The sequence below is a fragment of the Tessaracoccus massiliensis genome, from assembly GCF_000826065.2.
Classification (GTDB): Bacteria; Actinomycetota; Actinomycetes; order Propionibacteriales; family Propionibacteriaceae; genus Arachnia; species Arachnia massiliensis_A.
In genome coordinates this window covers 526,709-549,672 of the sequence record NZ_LN623543.1, presented here as the reverse complement: position 1 = coordinate 549,672, position 22,964 = coordinate 526,709, and the positions used below count along the sequence as shown (strand labels likewise).

The 22,964-nt window shown below is 69.7% G+C and carries 19 protein-coding genes and 1 pseudogene; 10 read left to right on the top strand and 10 right to left on the bottom strand.

Annotation, left to right across the window (positions count from 1 at the left end):
* Positions 1–32: 32 nt before the first annotated feature.
* The 3 genes from BN1186_RS13095 to treY are packed head-to-tail and all read right to left on the bottom strand — an operon-like array spanning position 33 to position 5,180.
* Complete coding sequence (locus BN1186_RS13095; protein ID WP_040284445.1) at positions 33–941, bottom strand: tetratricopeptide repeat protein; 909 nt, start codon at positions 939–941, stop codon at positions 33–35.
* Positions 934–2,655, bottom strand: coding sequence for a malto-oligosyltrehalose trehalohydrolase (gene treZ, locus BN1186_RS13090; protein ID WP_052460160.1), 1,722 nt, complete (start codon positions 2,653–2,655; stop codon positions 934–936). Before treZ ends, BN1186_RS13095 begins: the two co-directional genes overlap by 8 nt.
* A complete protein-coding gene (treY, locus tag BN1186_RS13085; RefSeq protein WP_246043318.1) occupies positions 2,652–5,180 on the bottom strand; it encodes a malto-oligosyltrehalose synthase in 2,529 nt (842 codons plus the stop codon). The genes treZ and treY overlap by 4 nt, the downstream gene beginning before the upstream one ends.
* A gap of 27 nt (positions 5,181–5,207) precedes the next feature.
* Here treY and BN1186_RS13080 point away from each other — a divergent pair, with 27 nt between their 5' ends.
* Both BN1186_RS13080 and BN1186_RS13075 read left to right on the top strand, forming a co-directional pair.
* On the top strand, positions 5,208–5,585 hold the full coding sequence (locus BN1186_RS13080) for an ankyrin repeat domain-containing protein (RefSeq protein WP_040284443.1): 378 nt from the start codon (positions 5,208–5,210) through the stop codon (positions 5,583–5,585).
* Between the two features lie 60 nt (positions 5,586–5,645).
* Positions 5,646–6,380 carry an EcsC family protein gene (locus BN1186_RS13075; protein WP_040284442.1) on the top strand — a complete coding sequence of 245 codons (735 nt, stop codon included), beginning with the start codon at positions 5,646–5,648 and terminating at the stop codon, positions 6,378–6,380.
* Between the two features lie 255 nt (positions 6,381–6,635).
* Here the strand turns inward: BN1186_RS13075 and BN1186_RS13070 are convergent, their stop codons facing one another.
* The 5 genes and pseudogenes from BN1186_RS13070 to glgX form a co-directional block, all read right to left on the bottom strand.
* On the bottom strand, positions 6,636–7,418 hold the full coding sequence (locus BN1186_RS13070) for an NUDIX hydrolase (RefSeq protein ID WP_040284441.1): 783 nt from the start codon (positions 7,416–7,418) through the stop codon (positions 6,636–6,638).
* A gap of 102 nt (positions 7,419–7,520) precedes the next feature.
* On the bottom strand, positions 7,521–9,416 hold the full coding sequence (glgB, locus tag BN1186_RS13065; protein WP_040284884.1) for a 1,4-alpha-glucan branching protein GlgB: 1,896 nt from the start codon (positions 9,414–9,416) through the stop codon (positions 7,521–7,523).
* 61 nt (positions 9,417–9,477) lie between these two features.
* Positions 9,478–10,635 (bottom strand): phosphotransferase, encoded by a 1,158-nt coding sequence (locus BN1186_RS13060; RefSeq protein ID WP_052460159.1) that lies wholly within the window; start codon positions 10,633–10,635, stop codon positions 9,478–9,480.
* Positions 10,632–12,685 (bottom strand): annotated as a pseudogene (locus tag BN1186_RS13055) (alpha-1,4-glucan--maltose-1-phosphate maltosyltransferase). The gene BN1186_RS13060 and the pseudogene BN1186_RS13055 overlap by 4 nt, the downstream one beginning before the upstream one ends.
* A 100-nt stretch (positions 12,686–12,785) precedes the next feature.
* Positions 12,786–14,936, bottom strand: coding sequence for a glycogen debranching protein GlgX (gene glgX, locus BN1186_RS13050; protein ID WP_074437041.1), 2,151 nt, complete (start codon positions 14,934–14,936; stop codon positions 12,786–12,788).
* 86 nt (positions 14,937–15,022) lie between these two features.
* Here glgX and BN1186_RS13045 point away from each other — a divergent pair, with 86 nt between their 5' ends.
* Both BN1186_RS13045 and BN1186_RS13040 read left to right on the top strand, forming a co-directional pair.
* On the top strand, positions 15,023–16,180 hold the full coding sequence (locus BN1186_RS13045; protein WP_040284439.1) for a cysteine desulfurase family protein: 1,158 nt from the start codon (positions 15,023–15,025) through the stop codon (positions 16,178–16,180).
* Positions 16,181–16,220: 40 nt separating this feature from the next.
* Complete coding sequence (locus tag BN1186_RS13040; RefSeq protein ID WP_139651105.1) at positions 16,221–16,652, top strand: hypothetical protein; 432 nt, start codon at positions 16,221–16,223, stop codon at positions 16,650–16,652.
* Between the two features lie 11 nt (positions 16,653–16,663).
* Here BN1186_RS13040 and BN1186_RS13035 read toward each other — a convergent pair whose 3' ends face one another.
* Positions 16,664–17,059, bottom strand: a complete 396-nt coding sequence (locus tag BN1186_RS13035; protein WP_040284437.1) for a TA system VapC family ribonuclease toxin — start codon at positions 17,057–17,059, stop codon at positions 16,664–16,666.
* Entirely contained in the window at positions 17,056–17,286 is a 231-nt protein-coding gene (locus BN1186_RS13030) for a ribbon-helix-helix domain-containing protein (protein WP_040284436.1), read from the bottom strand. The genes BN1186_RS13035 and BN1186_RS13030 overlap by 4 nt, the downstream gene beginning before the upstream one ends.
* Positions 17,287–17,368: 82 nt before the next feature.
* On the opposite strand from BN1186_RS13030, the gene mnmA reads away from it, so the two are divergent.
* The 6 genes from mnmA to gatB are packed head-to-tail and all read left to right on the top strand — an operon-like array spanning position 17,369 to position 22,946.
* The gene (mnmA, locus tag BN1186_RS13025) at positions 17,369–18,442 is read left to right on the top strand and encodes a tRNA 2-thiouridine(34) synthase MnmA (RefSeq protein WP_052460157.1); all 1,074 of its coding nucleotides are present in this window, start codon (positions 17,369–17,371) and stop codon (positions 18,440–18,442) included.
* The gene (locus tag BN1186_RS13020) at positions 18,442–19,392 is read left to right on the top strand and encodes a uroporphyrinogen decarboxylase/cobalamine-independent methonine synthase family protein (protein WP_040284435.1); all 951 of its coding nucleotides are present in this window, start codon (positions 18,442–18,444) and stop codon (positions 19,390–19,392) included. The genes mnmA and BN1186_RS13020 overlap by 1 nt, the downstream gene beginning before the upstream one ends.
* 9 nt (positions 19,393–19,401) lie before the next feature.
* The gene (locus tag BN1186_RS13015; protein WP_040284434.1) at positions 19,402–19,605 is read left to right on the top strand and encodes a hypothetical protein; all 204 of its coding nucleotides are present in this window, start codon (positions 19,402–19,404) and stop codon (positions 19,603–19,605) included.
* 52 nt (positions 19,606–19,657) lie between these two features.
* The gene (gene gatC / locus BN1186_RS13010) at positions 19,658–19,951 is read left to right on the top strand and encodes an Asp-tRNA(Asn)/Glu-tRNA(Gln) amidotransferase subunit GatC (protein WP_040284433.1); all 294 of its coding nucleotides are present in this window, start codon (positions 19,658–19,660) and stop codon (positions 19,949–19,951) included.
* Positions 19,951–21,459 carry an Asp-tRNA(Asn)/Glu-tRNA(Gln) amidotransferase subunit GatA gene (gene gatA / locus BN1186_RS13005; RefSeq protein ID WP_040284432.1) on the top strand — a complete coding sequence of 503 codons (1,509 nt, stop codon included), beginning with the start codon at positions 19,951–19,953 and terminating at the stop codon, positions 21,457–21,459. Before gatC ends, gatA begins: the two co-directional genes overlap by 1 nt.
* Entirely contained in the window at positions 21,459–22,946 is a 1,488-nt protein-coding gene (gene gatB / locus BN1186_RS13000; protein WP_040284431.1) for an Asp-tRNA(Asn)/Glu-tRNA(Gln) amidotransferase subunit GatB, read from the top strand. The genes gatA and gatB overlap by 1 nt, the downstream gene beginning before the upstream one ends.
* The last annotated feature ends 18 nt before the right edge of the window (positions 22,947–22,964 follow it).

The following is a 22,964-nucleotide window of genomic DNA, read 5'->3' as shown; positions in this document are numbered from 1 at the left end:
CCGGGGCGCCAGTTGCCGTCAGTTGCGGCCGGTCAGAACAGGACGGAGGCGAGGCGGCGGCGGGCCTTCAGGACGACCTGTTCCGTGCGGCCCACGACCTCGAAGAGTTCCAGCAGGCGCACGCGGATGAGGTCGCGCTGGTCGGCGTCGGACTCGGCGGCCAGCCCCAGGAGGCGGTCGAAGGCCTCCTCGTAGCGGCCGTTGATGACCTCGAGATCTGCGGCGTCGAACTGGGCCGCCACGTCGTCGGGCTGCGCGGAGGCCTTCTCCACGATCTCCTGCGCGTTGAACGACGAGGACCGGTCCAGCAGCGCGCTCTGGGCGCGTCCGGCGATGACCTCGGCGTCGTTGGGCGTCTCCTTCAGCAACTCGTCGAACTCCTTGACCGCCAGGGCGAAGTCGCCTGCCTCGAGGGCGGCGTCGGCCTTGGCGAAGCGGGGGTTGGCGGCCGGCTGCGCGCCCGCCTCCCCGTTGGGTGCGGGGGCGGCGCCGGCGACGGGCTGGGCGCGGCCCGTCATGCCGTTGGCGACGGCGAGCTGCGCGATCTGGTCGAGCATCGCCGAGATCTCCTCGCGGGACTTCGTGCCCTGGAACAGCGGCGCCATCTGCCCGCCGATCAGCGCCACGACGGTGGGCACGGCCTGCACGCCCAGGGCCTGGGCGAGGCGCGGCTCGGCGTCGACGTCGACCCTGCCCAGCAGGAATCGCCCCTCGCCCGCGTTGACCAGCTCCGCCAGCGCCGAGGAGACGGCCTGACCGTTGGGGTCGCGCGGGGAGTGGAACTCGACGATGACCGGGTGCTGGACGGACTTGGCCGCCAGGTCGTTGAAATCCGCCTCAGAAACGGTGGTCACGTAGGCACCGCCGGCCGTCGGCTGGGCAGCCTCGGACAGGGAGGACAGGTCTACCGCGCCCGGGCGCGTGAAGTTCGCATCAGTCATGGGTCCATCTTGCCAGGGTGCGCGAAGCCTCGCCGTCGGTGATCGCGACGGTGCAGGCGCTCGACGGCTCCTCACCGTTCTCGCCGGCACGGCGCGTGGCGGTGATGGTGATGGGCCCGCGGCGCATGGTGAGGGTGTCGTCGTCGAGGATCTCCACCTCCACGGTGTGCAGGTCCGGATCCCGCAGTTCGGGGTGCTCACGGCGCAGCCGCAGCAGCGTGCGGTACCACTCCAGCATCCGTGCGTGTTCGCCCTGGTCGCGCTCGGCCCAGCGGAGCTTGGCGCTGTCAAAGGTCGACTCGGCCTGGGGATCCGGCGTTTCGACGTCCCAGCCCATGGCCGCGAACTCGCGCGCCCTGCCCTCCGTCACGTGCGGGCCGAGCTCCGGCCCCAGATGGCTGAAATACGGGAACGGTGTGGAGGCGGCCCACTCCTCACCCATGAAGATCATCGGCGTGTAGGCGCTCAGCAGGTAGAGCGCGGCCGCCGCCGCCTGCTCTGCGGGCCCAGCGTGCATGTGGAAGCGGTCCCCGACGGCGCGATTACCCACCTGGTCATGGTTCTGCAGGAACGCCACGAACGAGTGCCCGTCATAGTGCGGGCTGTCCGGCAGCACCGGGGCGCCCCAGTGGGCGTCGCGGAACGTGGAGTGCATCCCGTCGTGCACGAAGACGCGGGTCAGTGACTTGGCCAGCACCTCGGGCGTGCCGAAATCGACGTAGTAGCCCTGCGTCTCGCGCCCGAAGAACGCGTGCAGCGCGTGGTGCACGTCGTCGGCCCACTGCCCGTCCATGCCGCGGGCCTCCGGGGTGGTGCCCACGGGGGAGACCATCGCCGGCAGGTTGAGGTCCGACTCCGCGACCAGCGTCAGCGCACGGCCGGTCTCCTTCTCCCACGCGGTCACGCAGTCGGAGAGCTGCGCGAGGAAGTGGTACTCGGAGTCGTCGCCCAGGGCGTGCACCGCGTCAAGGCGCAAGCCGTCCGCGCCCACGTTCACCAGGAAGTGACGCGCCGAGCCGATGAAGAAGTCCCGCACGTGCTCGGCGCCCACATCATCGAGGTTGACCGCATCGCCCCACGGCGTCGAGTGTTTGTTCGTGAAGTACGGCCCGAAGTGGGACAGGTAGTTACCCTCCGGGCCCAGATGGTTGTGCACCACGTCGATGACGACGCCCAGCCCGCGCTCGTGGGCCGCGTCCACGAACCTGACCAGGGCCTCCTGGTCGCCGTACGCGGCGTGGACGGACCAGGGGGCGACGCCGTCGTAGCCCCAGCCCCGGTCGCCCGCGAAAGCGCTCAGCGGCATCAGCTCCACAGCCTCGACGCCGAGCTCAGCCAGGTCGTCGAGACGCGCGATCGCCGCGTCGAGGGTGCCCTCCGCGGTGAAGGTGCCGACGTGGAGCTCGTAGAGCACCTTGCCACGGAGGGAGCCGATCCCGTCGGTCGGCGCCGCGCGTTCCTCGCGGGCACCCGGCTCAGGGACCGCGACGACACGGCTGAGGCCGTGCAGGCCGTCGGGCTGGCTCAGTGAGCGGGGATCAGGGAAGGGCCCTTCGCCGTCGAGCACGAAGCCGTAGCGGTCCCCGGGGTTCATGTGCAGGTCGGAGATCCACCAGCCCGGACGCTCCGGATCCTGGAGCATCGGGTGGCGCGCGTCGCCGTGCTGCAGCTCCACGACCGACGGATGGGGCGCCCACACCTCCGCGCGCATCATGCGTGCACCGCCACCAGCAGCGCGACGGGGAGGTCGCCCAGCACGTCGGAGAGCAACTGGGCGCCACCGTCGATCTCGGTGCCCGTCAGCGCGCAGCGGAAGCGACCCTCGGGGAGGATGATCTGGTGCTCACCCCAGCCGCCGCGCTCGGCCAGGAGGGAGGGCAGGCGGGTGGCCACGGCCACGGCGACCGGACCGGAGTCGCGGAGGCCTCGGGCGAAGGCCACGGCGTGCCCGCTGGTGGTGGGCACGGGGGAGTAGGTGGCCCGGGCGCCGCGGAAGGCCTCGGCATGCTCGCGGCGCACCCGTAGCGCTCGGCTGGTGACCAGCAACTTCTCGGCGTCCAGGGAATCGGGGGCCGCCCCACCGTCGAGCTCCTCCAGCAGCGCAGCCCGCTTCGCCAGGTCCACCGGGCGACGGTTGTCCGGATCCACGAGGGACAGGTCGACGATCTCGCACCCCTGGTAGACGTCCGGTACCCCCGGCATCGTCAGCTGGAGCAGCTTGGCGCCCAGCACGTCCACGCGCATCGTCTCGGCGGTGGCCTCGTCGAACGCGTCCAGGGCCGCGACGCAGCGCTCATCGGTCAGGCCGGCGTGGGCCAGGTCCAGCACGGCCTGCTCGTAGACCTCGTCGGGGGCGGTCCAGGTGGTGTGCCGCTTGGCTTCCCGCATGGCCTTGGTGAGGTAGCCGTCGATGCGTTCGGCGGTGATCGGCCGGGTGGCGGCGATGGTCTGCCAGACAAGGATCTCCGTGGCCCCGTCGACCAGTGGCGAGCGGTTGGCTTCGGTGGCGGCGCGCAGCTCGGCGACGCACGCCTCCCACGCCTTCGCGTGCTCCAGGAGTGCGGCCAGCCGGGCCCGGACATCCTCGGAGCGCTTGGTGTCGTGGGTCGACAGCGTGGTCATGGTGGTGGGCCAGTTGATGCCCTGCTGCTCGCAGAAGTCGTGGAACGCGTCCGGGGAGATGCCCACGACGGTGGGCTCGCTGCCCACCTCGTTGACCGCGACGAAGCGGTTCCACCGGTAGAAGGCAGTGTCCTCCTTGGATTTGGCCATCACCGGCCCACACGTCTGCGCGAAGCGCACCATGAACTCGGCCCGCAGCGCGGCCACGCCCTGTGCCTGATCCGGCAACTCGGTGGTGACAGGATGCGCCGTGACCGGCGGCAGCGTCTCCGGGCCGCCCCCGTCCCCGGTGGGGTCGAGGCCACAGGCCAGCGCGACGACCAGATCGAGCGTGGCCTGCTCGTCCTCGTCGAGTTCGGGTCGCGCCCGGTCGGCCGCCTCCTGCACGACCGCCACCTCGGCGTCGTTGGCCGGCAGCCCCGGCTCCAAGTAGGCACGGTAGCGGTCCATCTGGATCAGGAGCCTACTGATCGCGCGGTCGAGGTTGCGGCGGGTGTGGTCATGCAGCCGCAGATCGGATTCGCAGATCGCCACGGCGAGCGAGGTGAGGCGGTTGACCTCGGCGAACAGCATGGTCTGCACCACCTCCTCCTTCGCCTGCAGGAGGATCTGGCCGAACCAGCCCTCCGAGGTGTCGGCGATGCGCTCCCACAGGTCGTTGAGCCGCGGCAGCTGGTTGGGGTCGTGGAACAGGCCCTCCACCCGCAGCAGCGCGTCGTAGCCGGTGGTGCCGGCGCACCGCGAGCCGCTGGGGAGTTGCTCGTGCGGCTCGAGGATCTTCTCCACCACCACCCAGCAGCCCCCGGTGGCCTGGTGCAGTTGCCGCAGGTAGCCGCGGGGGGTGGCCAGGCCGTCGGGATGGTCGATGCGGAAGCCGTCGATGAGGCCCTCGTGGAACAGCGCAAGGAGCTTGGCGTGGCTTGCGTCGAAGACGGACTGGTCCTCCACGCGGATGGCCGCGAGGGTGTCGACGTCGAAGAACCGCCGGTAGTTGAGCTCCTCGTTGCCCACCTTCCAGTAGGCCAGGCGGTACCACTGCTTCTCCAGCAGTTCGTCGAGGGGGAGATCCTCGGTGCCGGGGCGTACCGGGAAGACATGGTCGTGGTAGACGACGACGTGCTCCCTACGGTTGCGGATGCTGCGGGTTTCCACGCGGATGGCCCCGTCGGCCAACTCCTCGCCGATGCGCCTGCCCAGCACGGGCATCAGGATGGCGCGGGAGCGGGTGAGGTCGATGTCGAACCAGCCCGCGTACTCGGAGTGCGCGCCGGAGCGCAGCACGTCCCACAACGCACGGTTGAGCCACAGCGGCGTGGGTACCGCCATGTGGTTGGGCACCACGTCGACGATGATGCCCAGCCCGTTCTCACGGGCGGCCGCCACCATGCGGCGGAAACCCTCCTCGCCGCCGCACTCCTCGGAGATGCTCGAGTGGTCAACCACGTCGTAGCCGTGGGTGGAACCCGGCGTCGCCTGCAGGATGGGCGAGCAGAACACGTGCGTCACGCCCAGCGATGCGAGGTACGGCAGGTGCTCCGCGGCGTCGTCAAAGGTGAAATCCGCCTGCAGCTGGAACCGGTAGGTGGACGTGGGAACGGCAAAGTCGGTCGTCGGCACGGTCCTCAGCATATTAGTCTCGCTCCCATGAGCGACATCCCCGACGGAACGGATCCCGCAGAGCTGGCCAACTGGTTGTTCGATCGCGCCCGGCAGGGCGAGACCGAGCGGCTGGCCGCCTACATCGACGCCGGCGCCCCCGCCAACCTGACAGATGCCGAGGGCAACACGTTGCTGATGCTGGCCGCCTACCACGGACACGCCGCCACGGTGCGTGAGCTTCTGGCCAGGGGGGCGGATCCGGACGCGCTCAACGACCGCGGCCAGTCGCCGCTGGCAGGAGCCGTGTTCAAGCAGGAGGCCGACGTGATCGCCGCGCTGCTGGAGGCCGGGGCCGACGTCGACGCCGGCGCGCCGTCAGCCCGCGCCACCGCGCAGATGTTCGGCGTCTCGTTGGAGATCTGATCAGCGTCTAGGCTTGTGGGGGCGGCGATCATCGCCGTCGGGACGATTGGGAGAGCAACGATGGGTATCTTCGGCCTGGTGCGTCGCGACAAGAGCGGCCCCGATAAGACCCGTGAAGCGCTGCAGGAGGTCCGCAGCGGCAACAACCCCGAGCGCGCGCTCGAGCGGATGGTGGGCGCATTCCGGGACATCGGCCTCGACGGCAAGGCATCGTTCGCGTCCGCGGGGCAGGTCGCCCAGAAGGCGCTCGACAAGTCCGGCCACGACGCGGACCGAGCGGTCGACAGCGTGATCCGCAGCCACCGTCGGGGAATCACCGCCGGCGGTTTCGCCACCGGGCTCGGCGGGTTCGCCACCCTGCCGTTCCTGCTGCCCGCCAACGTGTTCGAGTTCTACGTGCAGGCCACCCGCATGGTGGGCGCCATCGCGAAGATCCGCGGCTACGACCTGAGCGACGACGAGGTGCGCGCCCGCGTCCTCGCCGCCCTGGTGGGGGAGGAGTCCGGCGAGATCCTCGATCATGTGGGGCTTGGCCCCATCGCCGGCGCCGCCTCCAAGCAGGTGGCCAAGCGGCTGCCCAAGGTGCAGCTGTCCGGGGTGACCAAGGCCATCGGCGTGCGTCTGCTCAAGCGCTTCGGCCTGCGCTCCGTGCGCCTGTTCGGCAAGGCGATTCCCGGCCTGGGCGGCGTCATCGGTGCCTTCTCGGACCGTCGCCAGTTGAAGAAGATCGCGCTGGCCGCGCAGAAGAGCTTCCCGCAGCAGCAGCAACGCTCCCGCCGGGCACGCCGGGCCTGACCTGGTCCTTGAGCGTCGCGCCCGGTCCCTGAGCGTCGCGCCCGGTCCCTGAGCTGAGCGTCGCGCTCTGCGCGACGACGAAGGGCGCCCGCAGCCGGTCTGTCACCTTCACCACTGGGGAGAGGTTCACAGGTCACCTGCGGGCGCCCTTCGTCGTTCGCTGGCTCACAAAGCTCGCTGGCGAACGCTCAGGGACCAGCCATGGCGAACGCTCAGGGACCAGCCATGGCGAACGCTCAGGGTCCGCGCGAACGCTCAGGGGCCGGGGATGGGGTGGCCGTTCTCGGTGACGCCGCGGTAGCCGTCGAGCATCAGCTGGATGCGGCGGGCGGAGAGCTCGGTGACGTGGGCGGCCACGTCGTCCGGCTCCACCCAGTGGATCGCGGCGATCTCGCGATCGTCGGTCCCCAGAGTTGCGGCGACGTCGTCGGCGAGCACCCCGCCGTCGAAGATGAACTCCACCGCATCCGACCAACCCAGGTACGGCGGCATCCAGTCCACCAGCAGCGGCTGGCCGAACGAGACGGTGATGCCCAGTTCCTCCAGGCATTCGCGCTCGCCGCCCACGCGGGGTGACTCGTCGCGTTCGACCACGCCGCCCGGCAGCTCCCAGTCCTCTTTGTAGGAGGTCTCCAGGAGCAGCACGCGGCCGGCGGTGTCGCGGAACAGGGCGTGGGCGATCAGCCGCTTGGTGGGCAGGATCGAATCCAGCACGCCGGAGAAGCCGTGTGGGCCGTAGACCGTGTCGACGGCGAGGCGCGAGTACACGAGGATGTCGCGGAAGACGCCCGGCTCGGGCTCGATCGCCGAGCGCAGCCGCCCCTCCAGACGGAAGCCCGCGCGGTGTAACGCAACCCGCGCGGCCGTGTCCCACTCGGGCAGCTCCACCTGGAGGCGGCGCAGGTTGTGGGCGAGCAGCGCGTCGTCCGCGGCCAGGGAGATGGCTCGCTGCAGCGTGTCGACATCCACCTCCTGCTCCGCCCACCGCAGGGTGCCGACGCCGCCGGAGATGTCCACCGAGACACGGAAATCGCTCATGGGGTCAGTCTCCCTTGCCTACTCCGGGGGTTTCGACACGGACGCGCTGCTCGCAAGCTCGCAGGCGCCCGGCTCAACCAGCGGTCCTGTCAGGTGGCGGGCTCAGCCAGCGGTCTTACGCAGCCACACCGAGCCGAGCGGCGGGACGGCGACCCTGGCGCGCGCGGGCCAGTGGCCCCACGGCTCATCGACTGCGTGCACCTCGCCCAGGTTGCCGTAGTCACCGGAGCCGTCGTAGATGGGCGCATCGGTGTTGAGGATCTCCTCCCATGCGCCGCCGGACGGCAGCCCGATCTCGTACTCGGGCAGCGGGTTGGGGGAGAAGTTCGTCACGCAGGCGATGTGGTTGCCCTCGGAATCGTGACGCACCCACGACAGCGTGTTGTGGGCGCCGTCGTCCGCGTTGATCCAGCTGAACCCGTCCGGCGAACTGTCCAGTTCGAACAGGGCCGGGTTGTCGCGGTAGATGTGGTTGAGGTCGCGGAACAGGCGCTGCAGGCCGCCGTGGCCCCACAGTTCGCTGACCCACCACTCGAGCGAGGTGGCCTCGTTGAACTCCGAGCGCTGGCCGAACTCGCAGCCCATGAAGATGAGCTGCTTGCCGGGGAACGACCACATGAACGAGTAGAACGCGCGCAGCGTGGCGAATTTGCGCCAGTCGTCCTGGGGCACCTTGTTGATCATGGAGCCCTTGCCGTGCACGACCTCGTCGTGGCTGATCGGCAGGATGAAGTTCTCCGAGTACTGGTAGACCATCGCGAACGTGAGCAGCCCGTGCTCGTACTGGCGGTAGATGGGATCCTGCTGCAGGTAGCGCAGCGAGTCGTTCATCCAGCCCATGTTCCACTTGAAGCCGAAGCCCAGGCCGCCCTCGTGCACCGGCCTGGTGACGCCGGGGAAGCTGGTGGACTCCTCGGCGATCATCATGACGCCGGGCTCACGCTCGTAGAGGTGGCGGTTGACGTAGCGCAGGAAGTCGATCGCCTCGAGGTTTTCGCGGCCGCCGTACTCGTTGGGCACCCACTGGCCCTCTTCGCGCGAGTAGTCGAGGTACAGCATCGACGCGACGGCGTCGACGCGCAGCCCGTCGACGTGGAACTCCTTGATCCAGTACAGCGCGTTGCTGACCAGGAAGCTCTTCACCTCGTTGCGGCCGTAGTTGAAGATGTAGGTACCCCAGTCCTGGTGCTCGCCCTGACGCGGATCTGCGTGCTCGTAGAGGGCCGTACCGTCGAAGCGGCCGAGCGCCCACTCGTCCTTCGGGAAGTGGCCGGGCACCCAGTCGATGATCACGCCGATGCCGGCCTGGTGGAGGCGGTCGATCAGGTAGCGCAGGTCATCCGGCTTGCCGAAGCGCGAGGTGGGGGAGAAGTAGCCGGTGACCTGGTAGCCCCAGCTGGGCTCGAACGGGTGCTCGGCCACGGGCATGAGCTCCACGTGCGTGTAGCCCTGCCACTTGACGTAGCTGACCAGTTCCTCGGCAAGGTCGAGGTAGCTCTTGCCCTTGCGCCAGCCGCCCAGGTGCACCTCGTAGATGCTCATGGCCTCCTTGTGGGCCTGCGACTCGCGGCGCTTCTGCATCCACTCGGCGTCTGACCAGATGTACTTCGACTCATAGACGATCGACGCGTTGGCCGGGGCCTGCTCCGAGAACGTGGCCATGGGGTCGACCTTCTCGATCCACCGGCCGTCCTGCGTCTCGATGCGGAACTTGTACAGCGTGCCCTCGCCCAAGCCGGGGATGAAGGTGGCCCACACGCCGGAGCCGGGCACCAGCTGCAGCTGGTCACCGGTCCACCAGTTGAAGTCGCCGATGACCTGCACCGAGCGGGCGTTGGGGGCCCAGACGGTGAAGCGGACGCCGGTGACCTCGCCCTGCTCGTCGTCGTGGACGGTCACCACCTTGCTTCCGAGGCGTCGCCACAGCTCCGTGTCACCGCCGTTGTGGAATCCTTCGAAATCCCATCCGGTCAGTCCGCCGAACTGGTCGTGCGTCATCATGTGCTCCTTCGTGCAGCCGTGCCCGTCAATCTATCGCGTCGGGGGTAGGGGATGCAGGCTATGTGAGAGTGTTCAGAAACCCCAGCGGGACGCTGAGGAGGTAGGGCCGGAAGCGAGCCTCGTAGACGGCCTCATAGCCCGCCTTGTCGAGTTCGTAGGCGGCCAGGAGGTCGCCCGAGCTGGCGTCATCCAGGCCGTAACCGTCGAGGAAGGCGACCCGGCACTCCTCGAGCCACTGTTGGTCGGCCTCGCCGACGGCCGCCGCGTAGGCGAACGAGCGCAGCATGCCCGCCACATCGCGCAGCGGCGAATCCGGCCGGCGGCGTTCCTCAATGGTCTTGAGTGGCTCGCCCTCGAAGTCGACGTAGACCCAGCGGCCCTCGCTCAGGAGGACCTGCCCCAGGTGGCAGTCGCCGTGCACCCGCTGGGCGTCGATCTCGTCGTCGGCGACCCGGTGGAAGACCCCGGTGGCGGCATCCAGGTGACGCCGTACGTCGGGCACCTCGTCGGCGACCTCGCGGAACCGCCGGAGGCACTCCTGCGCGAGGCGGGAGCCGTCGACGGTGGCGCTGGGGAACTTCTCGGCCAACAGCCGGTGCACGGTGGCCAGGGCCTCACCCAGGCCGCGGGCCTGCTCGGCGAAGCTGCGCCCTGCCTTGGCGTATTCGCAGGCCAGTACGTAGCCGTCCTGCGGGTCCGTCAGCGCCTCGAGGAAGACGGCGTAGTCCGTGCCGTCCACGTGCCAGGAGCCGTACAGCTCCGCGACGACGCCGCTGCCCGCCAGCGCCCGATGCACCTCGACATCTGTGTTGACGCCGGGCTCCAGGCGTCGGAAGACCTTCGCGAGGAGTTCGGAGCCGTAGAAGATGCTGGTGTTGGACTGCTCGCCGGTGTAGCGCCGCGCAGGCAGTGCCTCGGGGACCTCGCTCAGCCGCTCGAAGCCGGGGGCGTCGGAGCAGAGGAGGTCGAGCAGCACCGCGCCGTCGTCGCAGGCATCGATGGGATTGGCGTCGCCACGGCGCAGCAGCGGGATCAGGAAGCGGTCCTGCCGGCCGTCATCGAACTCGACCACGAGCACCGCGGGCTGCACCGTCGCCCCGTCGGGGGTTGTCAGTTCCTCGCCCAGCTCGACGTCCACCGGCCTGCCCTCGCGCCCGGAGAACCAGCGTTCCCCGAGGGCGAGCTGCCAGAGATCCTCGGTCAGGGAGCCAGTCATTCGGCGGTCACGTGGAAGACGTGGGCGGGCTGGCCGGGATACAGCCGCACGAAGGCCTCGCGGCCCCAGTGGTACTGCTGGCCCGTCAGCAGGTCCTTGACGCCCACCGTGTCGCGGTCCGGGAAGCCCAGCGCGTCGAAGTCGACCATGACGGGCGACTCCACCGTGTTGTCCTGATCGAGCGAACACACCACGAGGATCACGTCGTCGGCGTCGTGCTTGGAGAAGGCGATGATGCCGTCGTGTGCCGCGTGGTGGAAGTGGATGTCGCGCAGTTGCTGCAAGGCGGGGTGCTGCTCGCGGATCTCGTTCAGCCTGCCCATGAGGAGGTTCAGATTGGGCTCGCGGTTGAAGTCTCGCGGCCGGAACTCGTACTTCTCCGAATCGAGGTACTCCTCCTTGCCGATGGCCAGGGGCTGGTGCTCGAACAGTTCGAAGCCGGAGTACACACCCCAGGTGGGCGACATCGTCGCGGCCAGGATGGCGCGGATCGCGAATGCGGCGGGGTTGCCGGACTGCAGGTAGAACGGGTTGATGTCCGGGGTGTTGACGAAGAAGTTGGGCCGGTAGTAATCGGCCATCTCCGACGACAGTTCGGTGAGGTACTCCTCGAGCTCCCACTTGGCGTTGCGCCAGGTGAAGTAGGTGTAGCTCTGCTGGAAGCCCACCGTGCCGAGCGCGGCCATCATCTGCGGCCGGGTGAAGGCCTCGGCCAGGAAGATGACCTCCGGGTTGGTCTCGTAGACCCTGCCCATCAGCCAGTCCCAGAACTCGACGGGCTTGGTGTGGGGGTTGTCGACGCGGAAGATGGTCACGCCCTTGTCGATCCAGAACCGCACGATCCGCAGCACTTCGTGGTAGATGCCCACCGGGTCGAGGTCGAAGTTGATCGGGTAGATGTCCTGGTATTTCTTCGGCGGGTTCTCCGCGTAGGCGATGGTGCCGTCGAGGCGCGTGGTGAACCACTCGGGGTGCTCCTCGACCCACGGGTGGTCGGGGGAGGCCTGGAGGGCCAGGTCGAGGGCCACCTCCAGGCCGAGGGAGCGGGCCTTCTGCACGAACCGCTCGAAGCTGTCGAAGTCGCCCAGGTCGGGGTGGATCGCGTCGTGTCCGCCGTCGGGGGAGCCGATCGCCCACGGGGAGCCCGGGTCCTGCGGGCCGGGTTCCAGGGAGTTGTTCTTGCCCTTGCGGAACGCGGTGCCGATGGGGTGGATGGGCGGCAGGTAGACCACGTGGAAGCCCATCGCGGCGGCGGCCTCGAGGCGCTCGTGGGAGGAGTCGAACGTGCCGGAGTGCCAGGTGCCGTGCTCGTCCACCCAGGCGCCCTGCGAGCGCGGGAAGAACTCGTACCACGACGAGTACAGCGCCCGGCGGCGCTCGACGCGGATGGGGTACTCGGCGGTGGGGGAGACCAACTCGCGGGGGCCGAAGCGGGCCATGGCCCGCTGGGGAAGAACTCGTACCACGACGAGGACAGCGCCCGGCGGCGCTCGACGCGGATGGGGTACTCGGCGGTGGGGGAGACCAACTCGCGGGGGCCGAAGCGGGCCATGGCCCGCTGGATGGGGGCCGAGGCGATCAGCTCGAGGAGCTCCTCGACCTCGGTCTCAGGCGTGAGCGTCTGCGCCGCGCCGCGCAGCGTGTTGGCGGCGCCGGGCACGCGCAACTGCTCGGCGTGCTGCGCGGAGCGCTCCAGGAGGTCGCGGCCCTCCATGCAGACCAGCTCCACGTCGACGCCGACGGGCAGCTTCTTCTCCGCCGCGTGGCGCCAGGTGCCCCACGGATCTGACCAGCCCTCGATGCGGTAGGTCCAGTCGCCCTCCGCGGCCATCCGCACGTGCGCCTGCCAGATGTCGAGACCCTTCGGCTCGACCTGCTTCATGTCGACGCGGCGCTGCGTGCCCCCGGGGGAGGTGAGGATGACCGACGCGTTGACCGCGTCGTGGCCCTCGCGGAACACATTGGCCTGGATCAGGAGCCGTTCGTGCACGACGGCCTTGACGGGGTAGGCACCCCCCTCCAGGACGGGGGAGACTCCGGTGACGGGGATACGGCCGAGGCCGCCGTCGGTCCGGACGATGCGCTTACTTACACGGGGCGAGATGTCCTCAGTCACGCGTCCCAGCCTAGGGCATGCGCCTGGGCGTGTCTCAGGAGAGAAGGTCGAACGACGAGGGCTCAGCCTCGGCCTGGAGCCCCAGCAGCTCCTTCGACGTGGTGGGCACGCTCACCCGCATCAGGGCCACCGTGCGGCCCGGGATGTCGAACTCGCCCAGCGCGGGCAGTTCACCCTCCGGCAGCTCGCCCTCGTCGCCCGAGTGCCAGATGACCTCGTACGCGTGGCCCCAGGGGAGGGTGGGCAGCACGATGCGCTGGGGCTCAGGGTCCGAGTTGAACCAGGTGAGGAAACCCTCGTGGTCGTTCGAGACGTACATGCCCAACAGGCGGCGGCTGCCGTCGTGCCACGCATCCTGGCCCATCTCGCCGTACTGGCCGTCCATCCAGGTGAGGTCCACGCGCTGCAGGTTCTCGCCCTGCTCGGTCATGATCTCCGTGTGGTACGCGAAATCCGTGGGGCGGAACGCGCAGTGCTCCTGGCGGATACGGATGAGGCTGCGGATGCGCTCACGCACCTCCTGCCATTCAGGCGCGATGTCCCAGTTGACCCAGGAGATGGGCGAATCCTGGCAGTAGGCGTTGTTGTTGCCCTTCTGCGTGCGGCCGAACTCGTCGCCAGCCGTCAGCATGGGGGTGCCCGCGGCGAGGAGTTGCGTGGCCATCAGGTTGAGCACCTGACGGCGGCGCAACGCGTTGATCGCCGGGTCCGTGGTCTCGCCCTCCCAGCCGTGGTTCCAGGAGCGGTTGTTGTCCGTGCCGTCGCGGTTGGCCTCACCGTTGTCGAGGTTGTGCTTGACGTCGTAGCTGACCAGGTCGTGCATGGTGAAGCCGTCGTGCGCAGTGACGTAGTTGATGCTCGACTGGGGGCTGCGGCCCGGCTGGTCGAACAGGTCGGGGGACCCGGCCAGGCGGGTGGCGAGCTCCTGGACGCCGTGCACGGCGCCGCGCCAGTAGTCGCGGGCGTGGTCACGGAACCGGTCGTTCCATTCGTGCCACCCGGGCCCGTAGGCGCCCACCTGGTAGCCGTAGGGGCCGACGTCCCAGGGCTCGGCGATGATCTTGATGTCGTCGAAGACCGGGTCTGCGGCCAGCAACTGCTTGAAGTGGTGGTGCTGGTCCACGTGGTGCGCCGCGTCGCGGATCATGGTGGTGGCCAGGTCGAAGCGGAAGCCGTCGACGCCCATTTCTGTGACCCAGTACTTCAGCGAGTCCATCACCAGTTGCAGCACCATCGGGTGCGCCGTGTTGACGGAGTTGCCGCAGCCGGTGACGTCGTAGTCGTTGCGGCGGTCGTTGGTCAGGCGGTAGTAGGCATGGTGGTCGATGCCGCGCATCGACAGCGTGGGGCCCTGATGCCCGCCCTCGCCGGTGTGGTTGTAGACCACGTCGAGGAGCACCTCGACGCCCGCCTCGTGCAGGGCGGAGACCATCCGCTTGAACTGCGTGACCTGGTTGCCGACGGTGCCGCGCGTGGCGTAGAACGCGTGCGGCGCGAAGAACCCGAGGGTGTTGTAGCCCCAGTAGTTGCGCAGCCCCTTGGCCACGATGAAGGGCTCGGAGACGAAGTGGTGCAGCGGCAGGAACTCGACGGCGGTGATGCCCAGATCCACCAGATACTCGATGACCGCGGGATCCGCCATGCCCAGGTACGAGCCGCGCAGGTGCTCCGGCACATCGGGGTGCATCTTGGTGAAGCCGCGCAGGTGCGTCTCGTAGATGATCGTCTCGGACATGGGACGGCGCCGCGCGATGGGCGTCGGCGGAGGGGTCTCCTCCACCACGATCGACAGCGGCACCGCGCCGAAGGAGTCCTTCGTGGAGATCGTGAAGGGGTCGCCTGGGACGTGGTCAAGGATGGGGCCGCGGAAGTCCACGCCGCCGCCGATGGCCTTGGCGTAGGGGTCGAGCAGGAGGCGCGCCGGGTTGAACCGGCTGCCGGCATTCGGATCCCAGGGGCCGTGCACGCGGAATCCGTAGGCCTGCCCGGCGCCGATGCCGGGGATGTGGATCGTCCAGATGCCGTGCTCGTCGACAGCCATGTGGTGGTTGTGCTGCTGGTTGAGCGCGTCCACCAACACCAGTTCCACCGCGGTGGCACGCGGGGCCCACAATCCGAAGCTGACTCCGCCGTCGGCGATGCGGGCGCCTAGGGCGCTGGTATCCGGGGTGGGGAGGGGGCTCATGCTGTCTTTCATCGGGGAGTGTGGGCGGCGGTTCATTCTGCCACCTGATTCGATGCCGGACTAAATCGACGGCTTAGGCTGGCGGCATGTCCGTCTATCTGGATCACGCCGCGACCTCGCCGCTCCGCCCGGAACTCGTCACGGTGTCGGGAGAGCTGGCGGCGCTGGTGGGCAACCCGTCGTCGCTGCACCGCCCGGGGCAGCGCGCCCGTGCGGTGCTGGAGGAGGCCCGCGAGGAGCTGGCCGCGACCGTCGGCGCGCATCCCACGGAGGTCATCTTCACCTCGGGCGGGTCCGAGGCGGACAGCATCGCGGTGCTGGGCGGCTGGGCCCGTCGTCGGGAGGACGGCCGCGAGCGTTGCCTGGTCTCGGCCATCGAGCACCCGGCTGTGCTCGGAGCCACGGCCTGGGGCGCTGAACTGATGCCTGTCACCTCCGACGGCGTGCTCGACGTTGCGGCAGCGACTCAGCTGATCGACGACACGGCGGCCGTCGTCTCCGTGATGGCGGTCAACAACGAGACCGGGGTGGTCCAGCCGGTGGCCGAGGTGGCCGAGCTGGCCCGGGCGTCCGGGGCCTGGATGCACACCGACGCCGTCCAGGCGCTGGGGCACCTGCCAGTGGACTTCGCGGCCAGCGGCGCGGATCTCATGAGCCTGTCGGCACACAAGATCGGCGGGCCGGTGGGGGTGGGGGCCCTGCTGGCGCGCCGCGAGGTGGTGCCGCGCGCCACCGGCCTCGGCGGGGGGCAGGGAGAGGTGGTGCCGCGCGCCACCGGCCTCGGCGGGGGGCAGGAACGGGAGTTGCGCTCCGGCACCGTGCCCGTGGCGCTGGCCGCTGCCTTCGCGCGGGCGGCGAGCCTCGCCGTCGAGGACCTGGAGACCGAGGCGGCGCGGCTGCGAGCGCTGAGCGGACGGATCGCCGAGGCCGCCGTCGCCGCCGGGGGCAGGCTCAACAGCCGTGAGGACGGGGCTCCTCACATCGTCAATGTCACCTTCGACGGCGTGCGCGCCGACGACCTGCTGTTCCTGCTGGATCAGCGCGGCATCCACGCGTCGGTGGGCTCGGCCTGCAAGGCCGGCGTGCATCAGCCCAGCGATGTACTGCTGGCGATGGGCCGCACTCCGGACGAGGCGGTGCAGTCGCTTCGGTTCTCCATCGGGTGGTCCACCACCGACGCCGACATCGACGAAGCCTGCCGTGCGCTGCCCGAGGCCCTCGCCCAGGCCCGGGCTGCCTTCTGACGGCGATCAGGGGCTGAGCGGGGCCAGTGCGAAGAGAGTGGTGCCCTTCATCGCCCAGGGGGTTGCCTTTGTGGTCGCGCTGGTGACCAACCTGGCGATCAGCGGGGATCACCGGCCTCAGCGCAACCAGGCCGCGTCGGCGTGGGGTGACTTCGCAGCAGGTCTGTCGTTCTGCCGGAAGGCGCCGCTGCTCGTGTGGGCGTGCGGCGCCTTCATGCTGCTCAACCTGGCAGGCAACGGGTTGCTCGCCACGGTGATCATGATTCTGCAACTGGCCGGGCACCGCCCGGAGGTCATCGGTCTGGTCAGGGGGCCGGCCATCGGCGGATGGGGTATCGCCCTGGTGGGCGACAGGTGGACCCTGGGCATCTTCGCCGGTATCGCGCTGGCAGCCGTCATCGTGGCGGTCGCGCAGCGGGGGCTGCGAGAGTTGCCTCCTGCAGATCGCTGGGCCGAGGTCACACTGGATTGAGGACGTGCGGGTCAATCTGGGATGAGCAGCGACCCCTCGGGATGGGCCACGCGGAGGCCGGCGTCGAGCGTGGCGAGTTGTGCACCGTGCGCCATTGCCAGAGCGACAAGGTAGGCGTCTGTGACCTGGCGGTGACCTCGTAACCCGCTCAGATTGACCTCACGGTAGGAAACGGAATCTGGCCACCACTGATAACCGGGCATGGCCGCGAGCCGGGAAAGAAGAAGAGTGACGGTGCCCGGAGCATGCCCGATACGGATCATGAACCGCACCAGTGCCCCTTCGACCACGGGACACACAGCCACGGGGGCCTCCGTGGCGGCGACCCACCGTCGAGCCCTCTCGTGATGCTCGTGCTCAGGGTGGGTCAGTGCGATCAGGACGTCGGCGTCCAACAGGAAGCTCACTCGTCATCCAGCAGGTCGGCGACTTCGCCGCTGGTGATGACGCGGCCAACGTGCACGGTGGGGAATCCCGTCAGGGGGTCAGAGCCGATGACGGGAGCCTCGTCCGCCTGCGACAGTTGCAGGGTGGTGAGCTCGGCCAGGAGTGCAGACAGGGACATGCCGCGTCGGGCCGCGAGCTCCTTCGCGCGCCGGTGCACCGCGGGGGGCAGATCAACCGTGGTTCGCATGAGTACATCATAGATGATGCAAGAACGATGCACTGGCTCTGGCCGGGCGCGTAGACTGGGCCGTCGACCTGAAGGAGAAGCCATGCGCGTACTGGTTGCCATGTCCGGGGGAGTGGACTCCGCCGTCGCCGCCGCGCGCCTCGTTGCGGAGGGCCACGACGTCACCGGCGTGCACCTGGCGCTGTCGAAGAACCCCGCCTCCTACCGTTCCGGCGCCCGCGGCTGCTGCTCCCTCGAGGACTCGCACGACGCGCGGCGCGTGGCCGACAAGCTCGACATCCCCTTCTACGTGTGGGACTTCGCCGAGGAGTTCCACGAGGCCGTGGTGGAGGACTTCATCAGCGAGTACCAGGCCGGCCGCACCCCCAATCCCTGCCTGCGCTGCAACGAGAAGATCAAGTTCGCCGCCGTCCTCGACCGGGGCCTCGCTCTGGGCTTCGACGCGGTGGCCACCGGGCACTACGCGGATCTGCGTCGCCATGACGACTGCTCGGTGTCGCTGCACCGCGCCGCGGACTTCGCCAAGGACCAGTCCTACGTGCTGGGCATGCTCAACCAGGAGCAGCTCAGCCGCTGCCTGTTCCCGCTGTTCGACGTGGAGAAGCCCGTCGTCCGCGAGGAGGCCGCGGCCCTGGGCTTCGGCGTGGCCAAGAAGCCCGATTCGCACGACACCTGCTTCATCGCCGACGGCGACACACAGGGTTTCCTGGCGCGCCACCTCGACGACAAGCCCGGCCCCATCGTCGACGCCGACGGTCAGGTGCTGGGCGAGCATCAGGGCCACCACCGCTACACCGTCGGCCAGCGCAAGGGCCTCGACCTGCGGGTACCCGCGCCCACCGGCGAGCCCCGTTACGTGCTGAGCATCCAGCCGGTGAGCAACACCGTCGTCGTGGGCTCCCGCGCTGACCTGGCGGTCACGCAGCTGCGCGGGATCCGCCCCACATGGACCGAGTCCCCCGTCGAGGGCCCGTGGCGGGGGCAGGCGCAGTACCGCGCGCACGGCACGCCGCAGGACGCCACCGTCGCCCTTCTCGACGGCGGGCTCACCGTGGCGCTCGACGAGCCTGCCTCGGGCGTGGCGCCCGGCCAGACCGTGGTGGTCTACGACGGCAGCCGCGTGGTGGGCTCCGCCGTGATCGCCGAGGCGCGCTGATGCGCGTCACTGCCGCCGGGTCGCTGCCCGGTACCGATTTCCGGGGCGCGCTGGGCGCCATGGCCGAGGCGCTGCCAGATGTGCTGCCGCTGCCGGAGTTGCCGGGCAGGGGAGCTGGCTCCGCGATGATCGGCCGCACGCTCGGGCTGATCGAGGGCCTCGATTTCGACCTGCAGCCCGCCGGCTGGCGGCTGACGCACCACCCGGACGCTGAACACCGTAAGGCCCGTGCGCAGTGGCGCCATGACCTCGACGACGCCGAGGAATTGCTCCAGGGCTTCGAGGGGACGCTCAAGGTGGCCGTCGCGGGCCCGCTCACGCTGGCCTCCTCCGTGGAACGGCCCGCCGGAGACCGGCTGCTCGCCGATCACGGGGCGCGCCGCGAACTGGCCCAAGCCCTCGTCGACGGCGTGGCGACCCTCCGAGGTGAGCTCGCCCGCCGGCTACCCGGCGTGCCGGTCTGGCTCCAGGTGGACGAGCCCGCGCTGCGTGCCGTCCTCGACGGTCAGATCCCCACGGCTTCAGGCTTCAGCAGGCACCGCAGCGTCAAGGAGCCGGAGGCGGTGGAGTCGCTCAAGCCGCTCGCCGAGGGGGCGGTGCTCCACAGCTGCGCCCCCGGGCTGTGGCTCGACGTGGCCAGGCGCGCGGGGTTCGCCGGGGCCGCCGTCGACTCCAGGCTGGCGGACCTCGATGAGGTGGCGCAGTGGGCCGACGAGCGGCGCACCCTCATCCTGGGCGTGGTGGACACCGCCGCCGCGCCGCAGAGCGTGGATCAGCTCGTCGACGAGGCGCTGCGCGTGCTGCGCGAGATCCAGGCCGATCCCGGGGATCACCTGATGCTCGGCACCGCCTGCGGGATGGCCGGCTGGCGGCAGACCGCCGTCGTGGCGCAGCTGGAGGCGTTGGCACGCGCCGCCGCGCTCGTCGAAGAGAACCTGGCCCGCGGCTAAGCTGGGCCCGTGCGCATCTTCTCCAACCTGAACCTCGACGGCCAGGCGCCCACGCGCGCCCAGCCGCAGCGTGGCGCCTGGGGCCCGACGGGCGTGCCCAGCACCCGGTGGAAGAAGTTCCAGCGCATCATCGTGCCTATCATCACCGTCGCGATCGCCGTGGGCCTGTTCTTCCTCGGACGCATGTTCTACCTCATCCTCACCGGGGCCTAAGATGGGGCGGGCCGCTCTCCGGCGGCCGCACCGCACTACCGAGGAGTTCGACGTGGGTCTCACCGCCGACGACGTGGCCCGGCTGGGCGCTCTGGCCCGCATCCAGCTCACCGAGCAGGAATGCGCCGAGCTGGCCCCCGAGCTGGACGTCATCCTGGAATCCGTCCGCAGCGTGTCCGAGGTGGCCGGCCCGGACGTGCCACCCGCCACGCATGCCGTGCCCATGGCCAACGTGTTCCGCGACGACGTCGTCACCCCCGGCCTGACCCAGGAGGCCGCGCTCGCCGGCGCGCCCGACAGCGAGGACGGCCGGTTCCGCGTCCCCCAGATTCTGAGCGAGGACTGATGAGCGCCCTGATCACCAAGTCCGCCGCCGAACTCGGCCGCCTGATGGCCGCCGGTGAGCTCACCTCCGAGGAACTCACCCGCGCCTGCCTCGAGCAGATCGAGGCCCTCAACCCCACGCTCAACGCCTTCCTGGCGGTCGACGCCGAGCACGCGCTGGAGCAGGCCCGCGCCGTCGACGCGCGCCGCGCCGCGGGCGAGGAACTCGGCCCCCTCGCCGGGATCCCCGTGGGCGTCAAGGACAACTACTGCACCACCGATTTCCCCACCACCTGCTCCTCGCGGATGCTCGAAGGCTGGGTCCCGCCGTACGACGCGGCCGTCGTCGAGCGGCTCCGCGCCGCCGGGATGGTGATCCTCGGCAAGACCAACCTCGACGAGTTCGCGATGGGCTCCTCCACGGAGACCTCCGCCTTCGGTCCCACGCTCAACCCGTGGGACACTGCCCGGATCCCGGGCGGTTCCGGCGGTGGGTCGGCAGCCGCGGTCGCGGCGTTCATGGTGCCGCTGGCGGTGGGTTCCGACACGGGCGGCTCCATCCGCCAGCCGGGCGCCGTGACGGGCACCGTCGGCGTCAAGTGCACCTACGGTGGGTCGTCGCGCTACGGCATGGTGGCGATGGCCTCCAGCCTCGACCAGCCCGGTCCCTGCGCCCGCACGGCTGAGGACGCCGCGCTGCTGCAGGAGGCCATCAGCGGCCACGACCCGCGGGATTCCGCCTCTATCGACCTGCCGGTGCCGGACCTCGTGGGCGCCACCCGCGCCACCGACCTGGCGGGCGTGAAGGTGGGCATCGTCACTGAGTTCAGTGGCGACGGCTACGAGGACGGCGTACTCGCACGTTTCCACGAGGCCGTCGAGCTGCTGCGGGAGGCCGGCGCCGAGATCGTCGAGGTCTCCTGCCCGTCGTTCACCTATGCGCTGCCCGCGTACTACCTCATCCAGCCCGCCGAGCTGAGCTCCAACCTGGCCCGCTTCGACGGCATGCGCTACGGCCTGCGGGCCGGCGACGACGGCACGCGCTCGGCGGAGCAGGTGATGAACCTCACCCGGGAGGCGGGCTTCGGCCGCGAGGGCAAGCGCCGCATCATCCTGGGCACCTACGCCTTGTCGGCAGGCTACTACGACGCCTACTACGGCTCGGCGCAGAAGGTGCGCTCGCTGATCCAGGCGGATTTCGCCAGGGCCTTCGAACAGGTCGACGTGCTGATCTCCCCGAGCACACCCACCGTCGCGTTCACGGTGGGGGAGCGCACTGAGGACCCCATGGCGATGTACATGGCGGACCTCTGCACCATCCCGTCCAACATGGCGGGCAACGCTGCGGGCTCCTTCCCGGCCGGGCTCAGCGAGGGTCTGCCCGTGGGCCTCCAGGTGATGGCGCCGCCCATGGAGGACGCCCGCATCTACCGGGTGGGCGCAGTGCTCGAGCGCGCGCTCGAGGCGAAGTGGGGCGGGCCGTTGTGGAGCGACATGACTCAGCTCGAGGGATCGAAGGCGGAATTCTGATGACCGATGTTGTCGACTACAACGAGCTGCTGACGCGCTACGAGCCCGCCTTGGGCCTCGAGACGCACGTGGAGCTGAACACGAACTCCAAGATGTTCTGCGGCTGCCCCACCGATTTCGGCGGGGAGCCCAACACGCACGTGTGCCCGGTCTGCCTCGGGCTGCCCGGCTCGCTGCCGGTGATCAACGGCAAGGCCGTCGAATCCGCCATCCGGATCGGGTTGGCGCTCAACTGCCAGATCGCCGAGTGGTGCCGCATGGCCCGGAAGAACTACTTCTACCCGGACATGACGAAGAACTTCCAGACCTCGCAGTACGACGAGCCCATCGCCTTCGACGGTTGGGTCGACGTCGAGGTCGACGGTGAGACCTACCGCGTCGAGATCGAGCGCGCCCACATGGAGGAGGATGCGGGCAAGGCCACGCACGTGGGCACTTCTGGCCGCATCCACGGCGCCGACTACTCGCTGATCGACTACAACCGCGCCGGCGTGCCGCTCATCGAGATCGTCACCCGTCCCATCGTGGGGGCCGGAGAGAAGGCACCCCAGGTGGCGCGCGCCTACGTGGCGCACCTGCGCGACCTCCTCAAGGCCCTCGGCGTCTCCGACGTGCGGATGGAGCAGGGCTCGCTGCGCTGCGACGCCAACGTCTCCATCGCTCCCATCGGTGCAGAGAAGCTGGGCACCCGCACGGAGACCAAGAACGTAAACTCGCTGCGCTCCATCGAGCGGGCCATCCGCTACGAGATGATGCGCCAGGCCGCGGTGCTCGACGCCGGCGGCACGGTGGTGCAGGAGACCCGCCACTTCCACGAGTCGGACGGCACCACGTCGTCCGGCCGCCCGAAGCCGGACGCGGAGGACTACCGCTACTTCGCGGAGCCGGATCTGATGCCGATCGCGCCGTCGCGCGAGTGGGTGGAGGAACTGCGGGCCACGCTGCCCGAGCCCCCGGCGGAGCGCCGTCGTCGGCTGCAGCAGGAGTGGGGCTTCTCTGACATCGACTTCGGCGGCCTCGTCAACGCGGGTGCCCTCAGCCTCGTGGAGGAGACCGTCGCCGCTGGCGCCACCCCCGCATCCGCACGCAAGTGGTGGGCCTCGGATCTGGCCCGGCGCGCCAACGAGGCGGGCATCGAGTTGGAGGATCTGGCGATCACTCCCGCCCAGGTGGCCGGCGTCCAGGCGCTGGTGGATGAGGGCAGGATCAACGACAAGCTCGCCCGCCAGGTCATCGACGGCGTGCTCGCCGGCGAGGGCGAGCCCGCCGAGGTCGTGGAGAAGCGAGGCCTGGCCGTCGTCTCCGACGAGGGTGCGTTGAGCGCCGCCGTCGACGAGGCGATCGCCGCGAACCCGGATGTCGCCGAGCGTATCCGCGGCGGCAAGGTGCAGGCCGCCGGCGCGCTGATCGGCCAGGTCATGAAGGCGATGCGCGGCCAGGCCGATGCGGGCAAGGTGAGGGAACTGATCCTGGCCAAGCTCAGTTAGCACCCCACCCTCCACCTC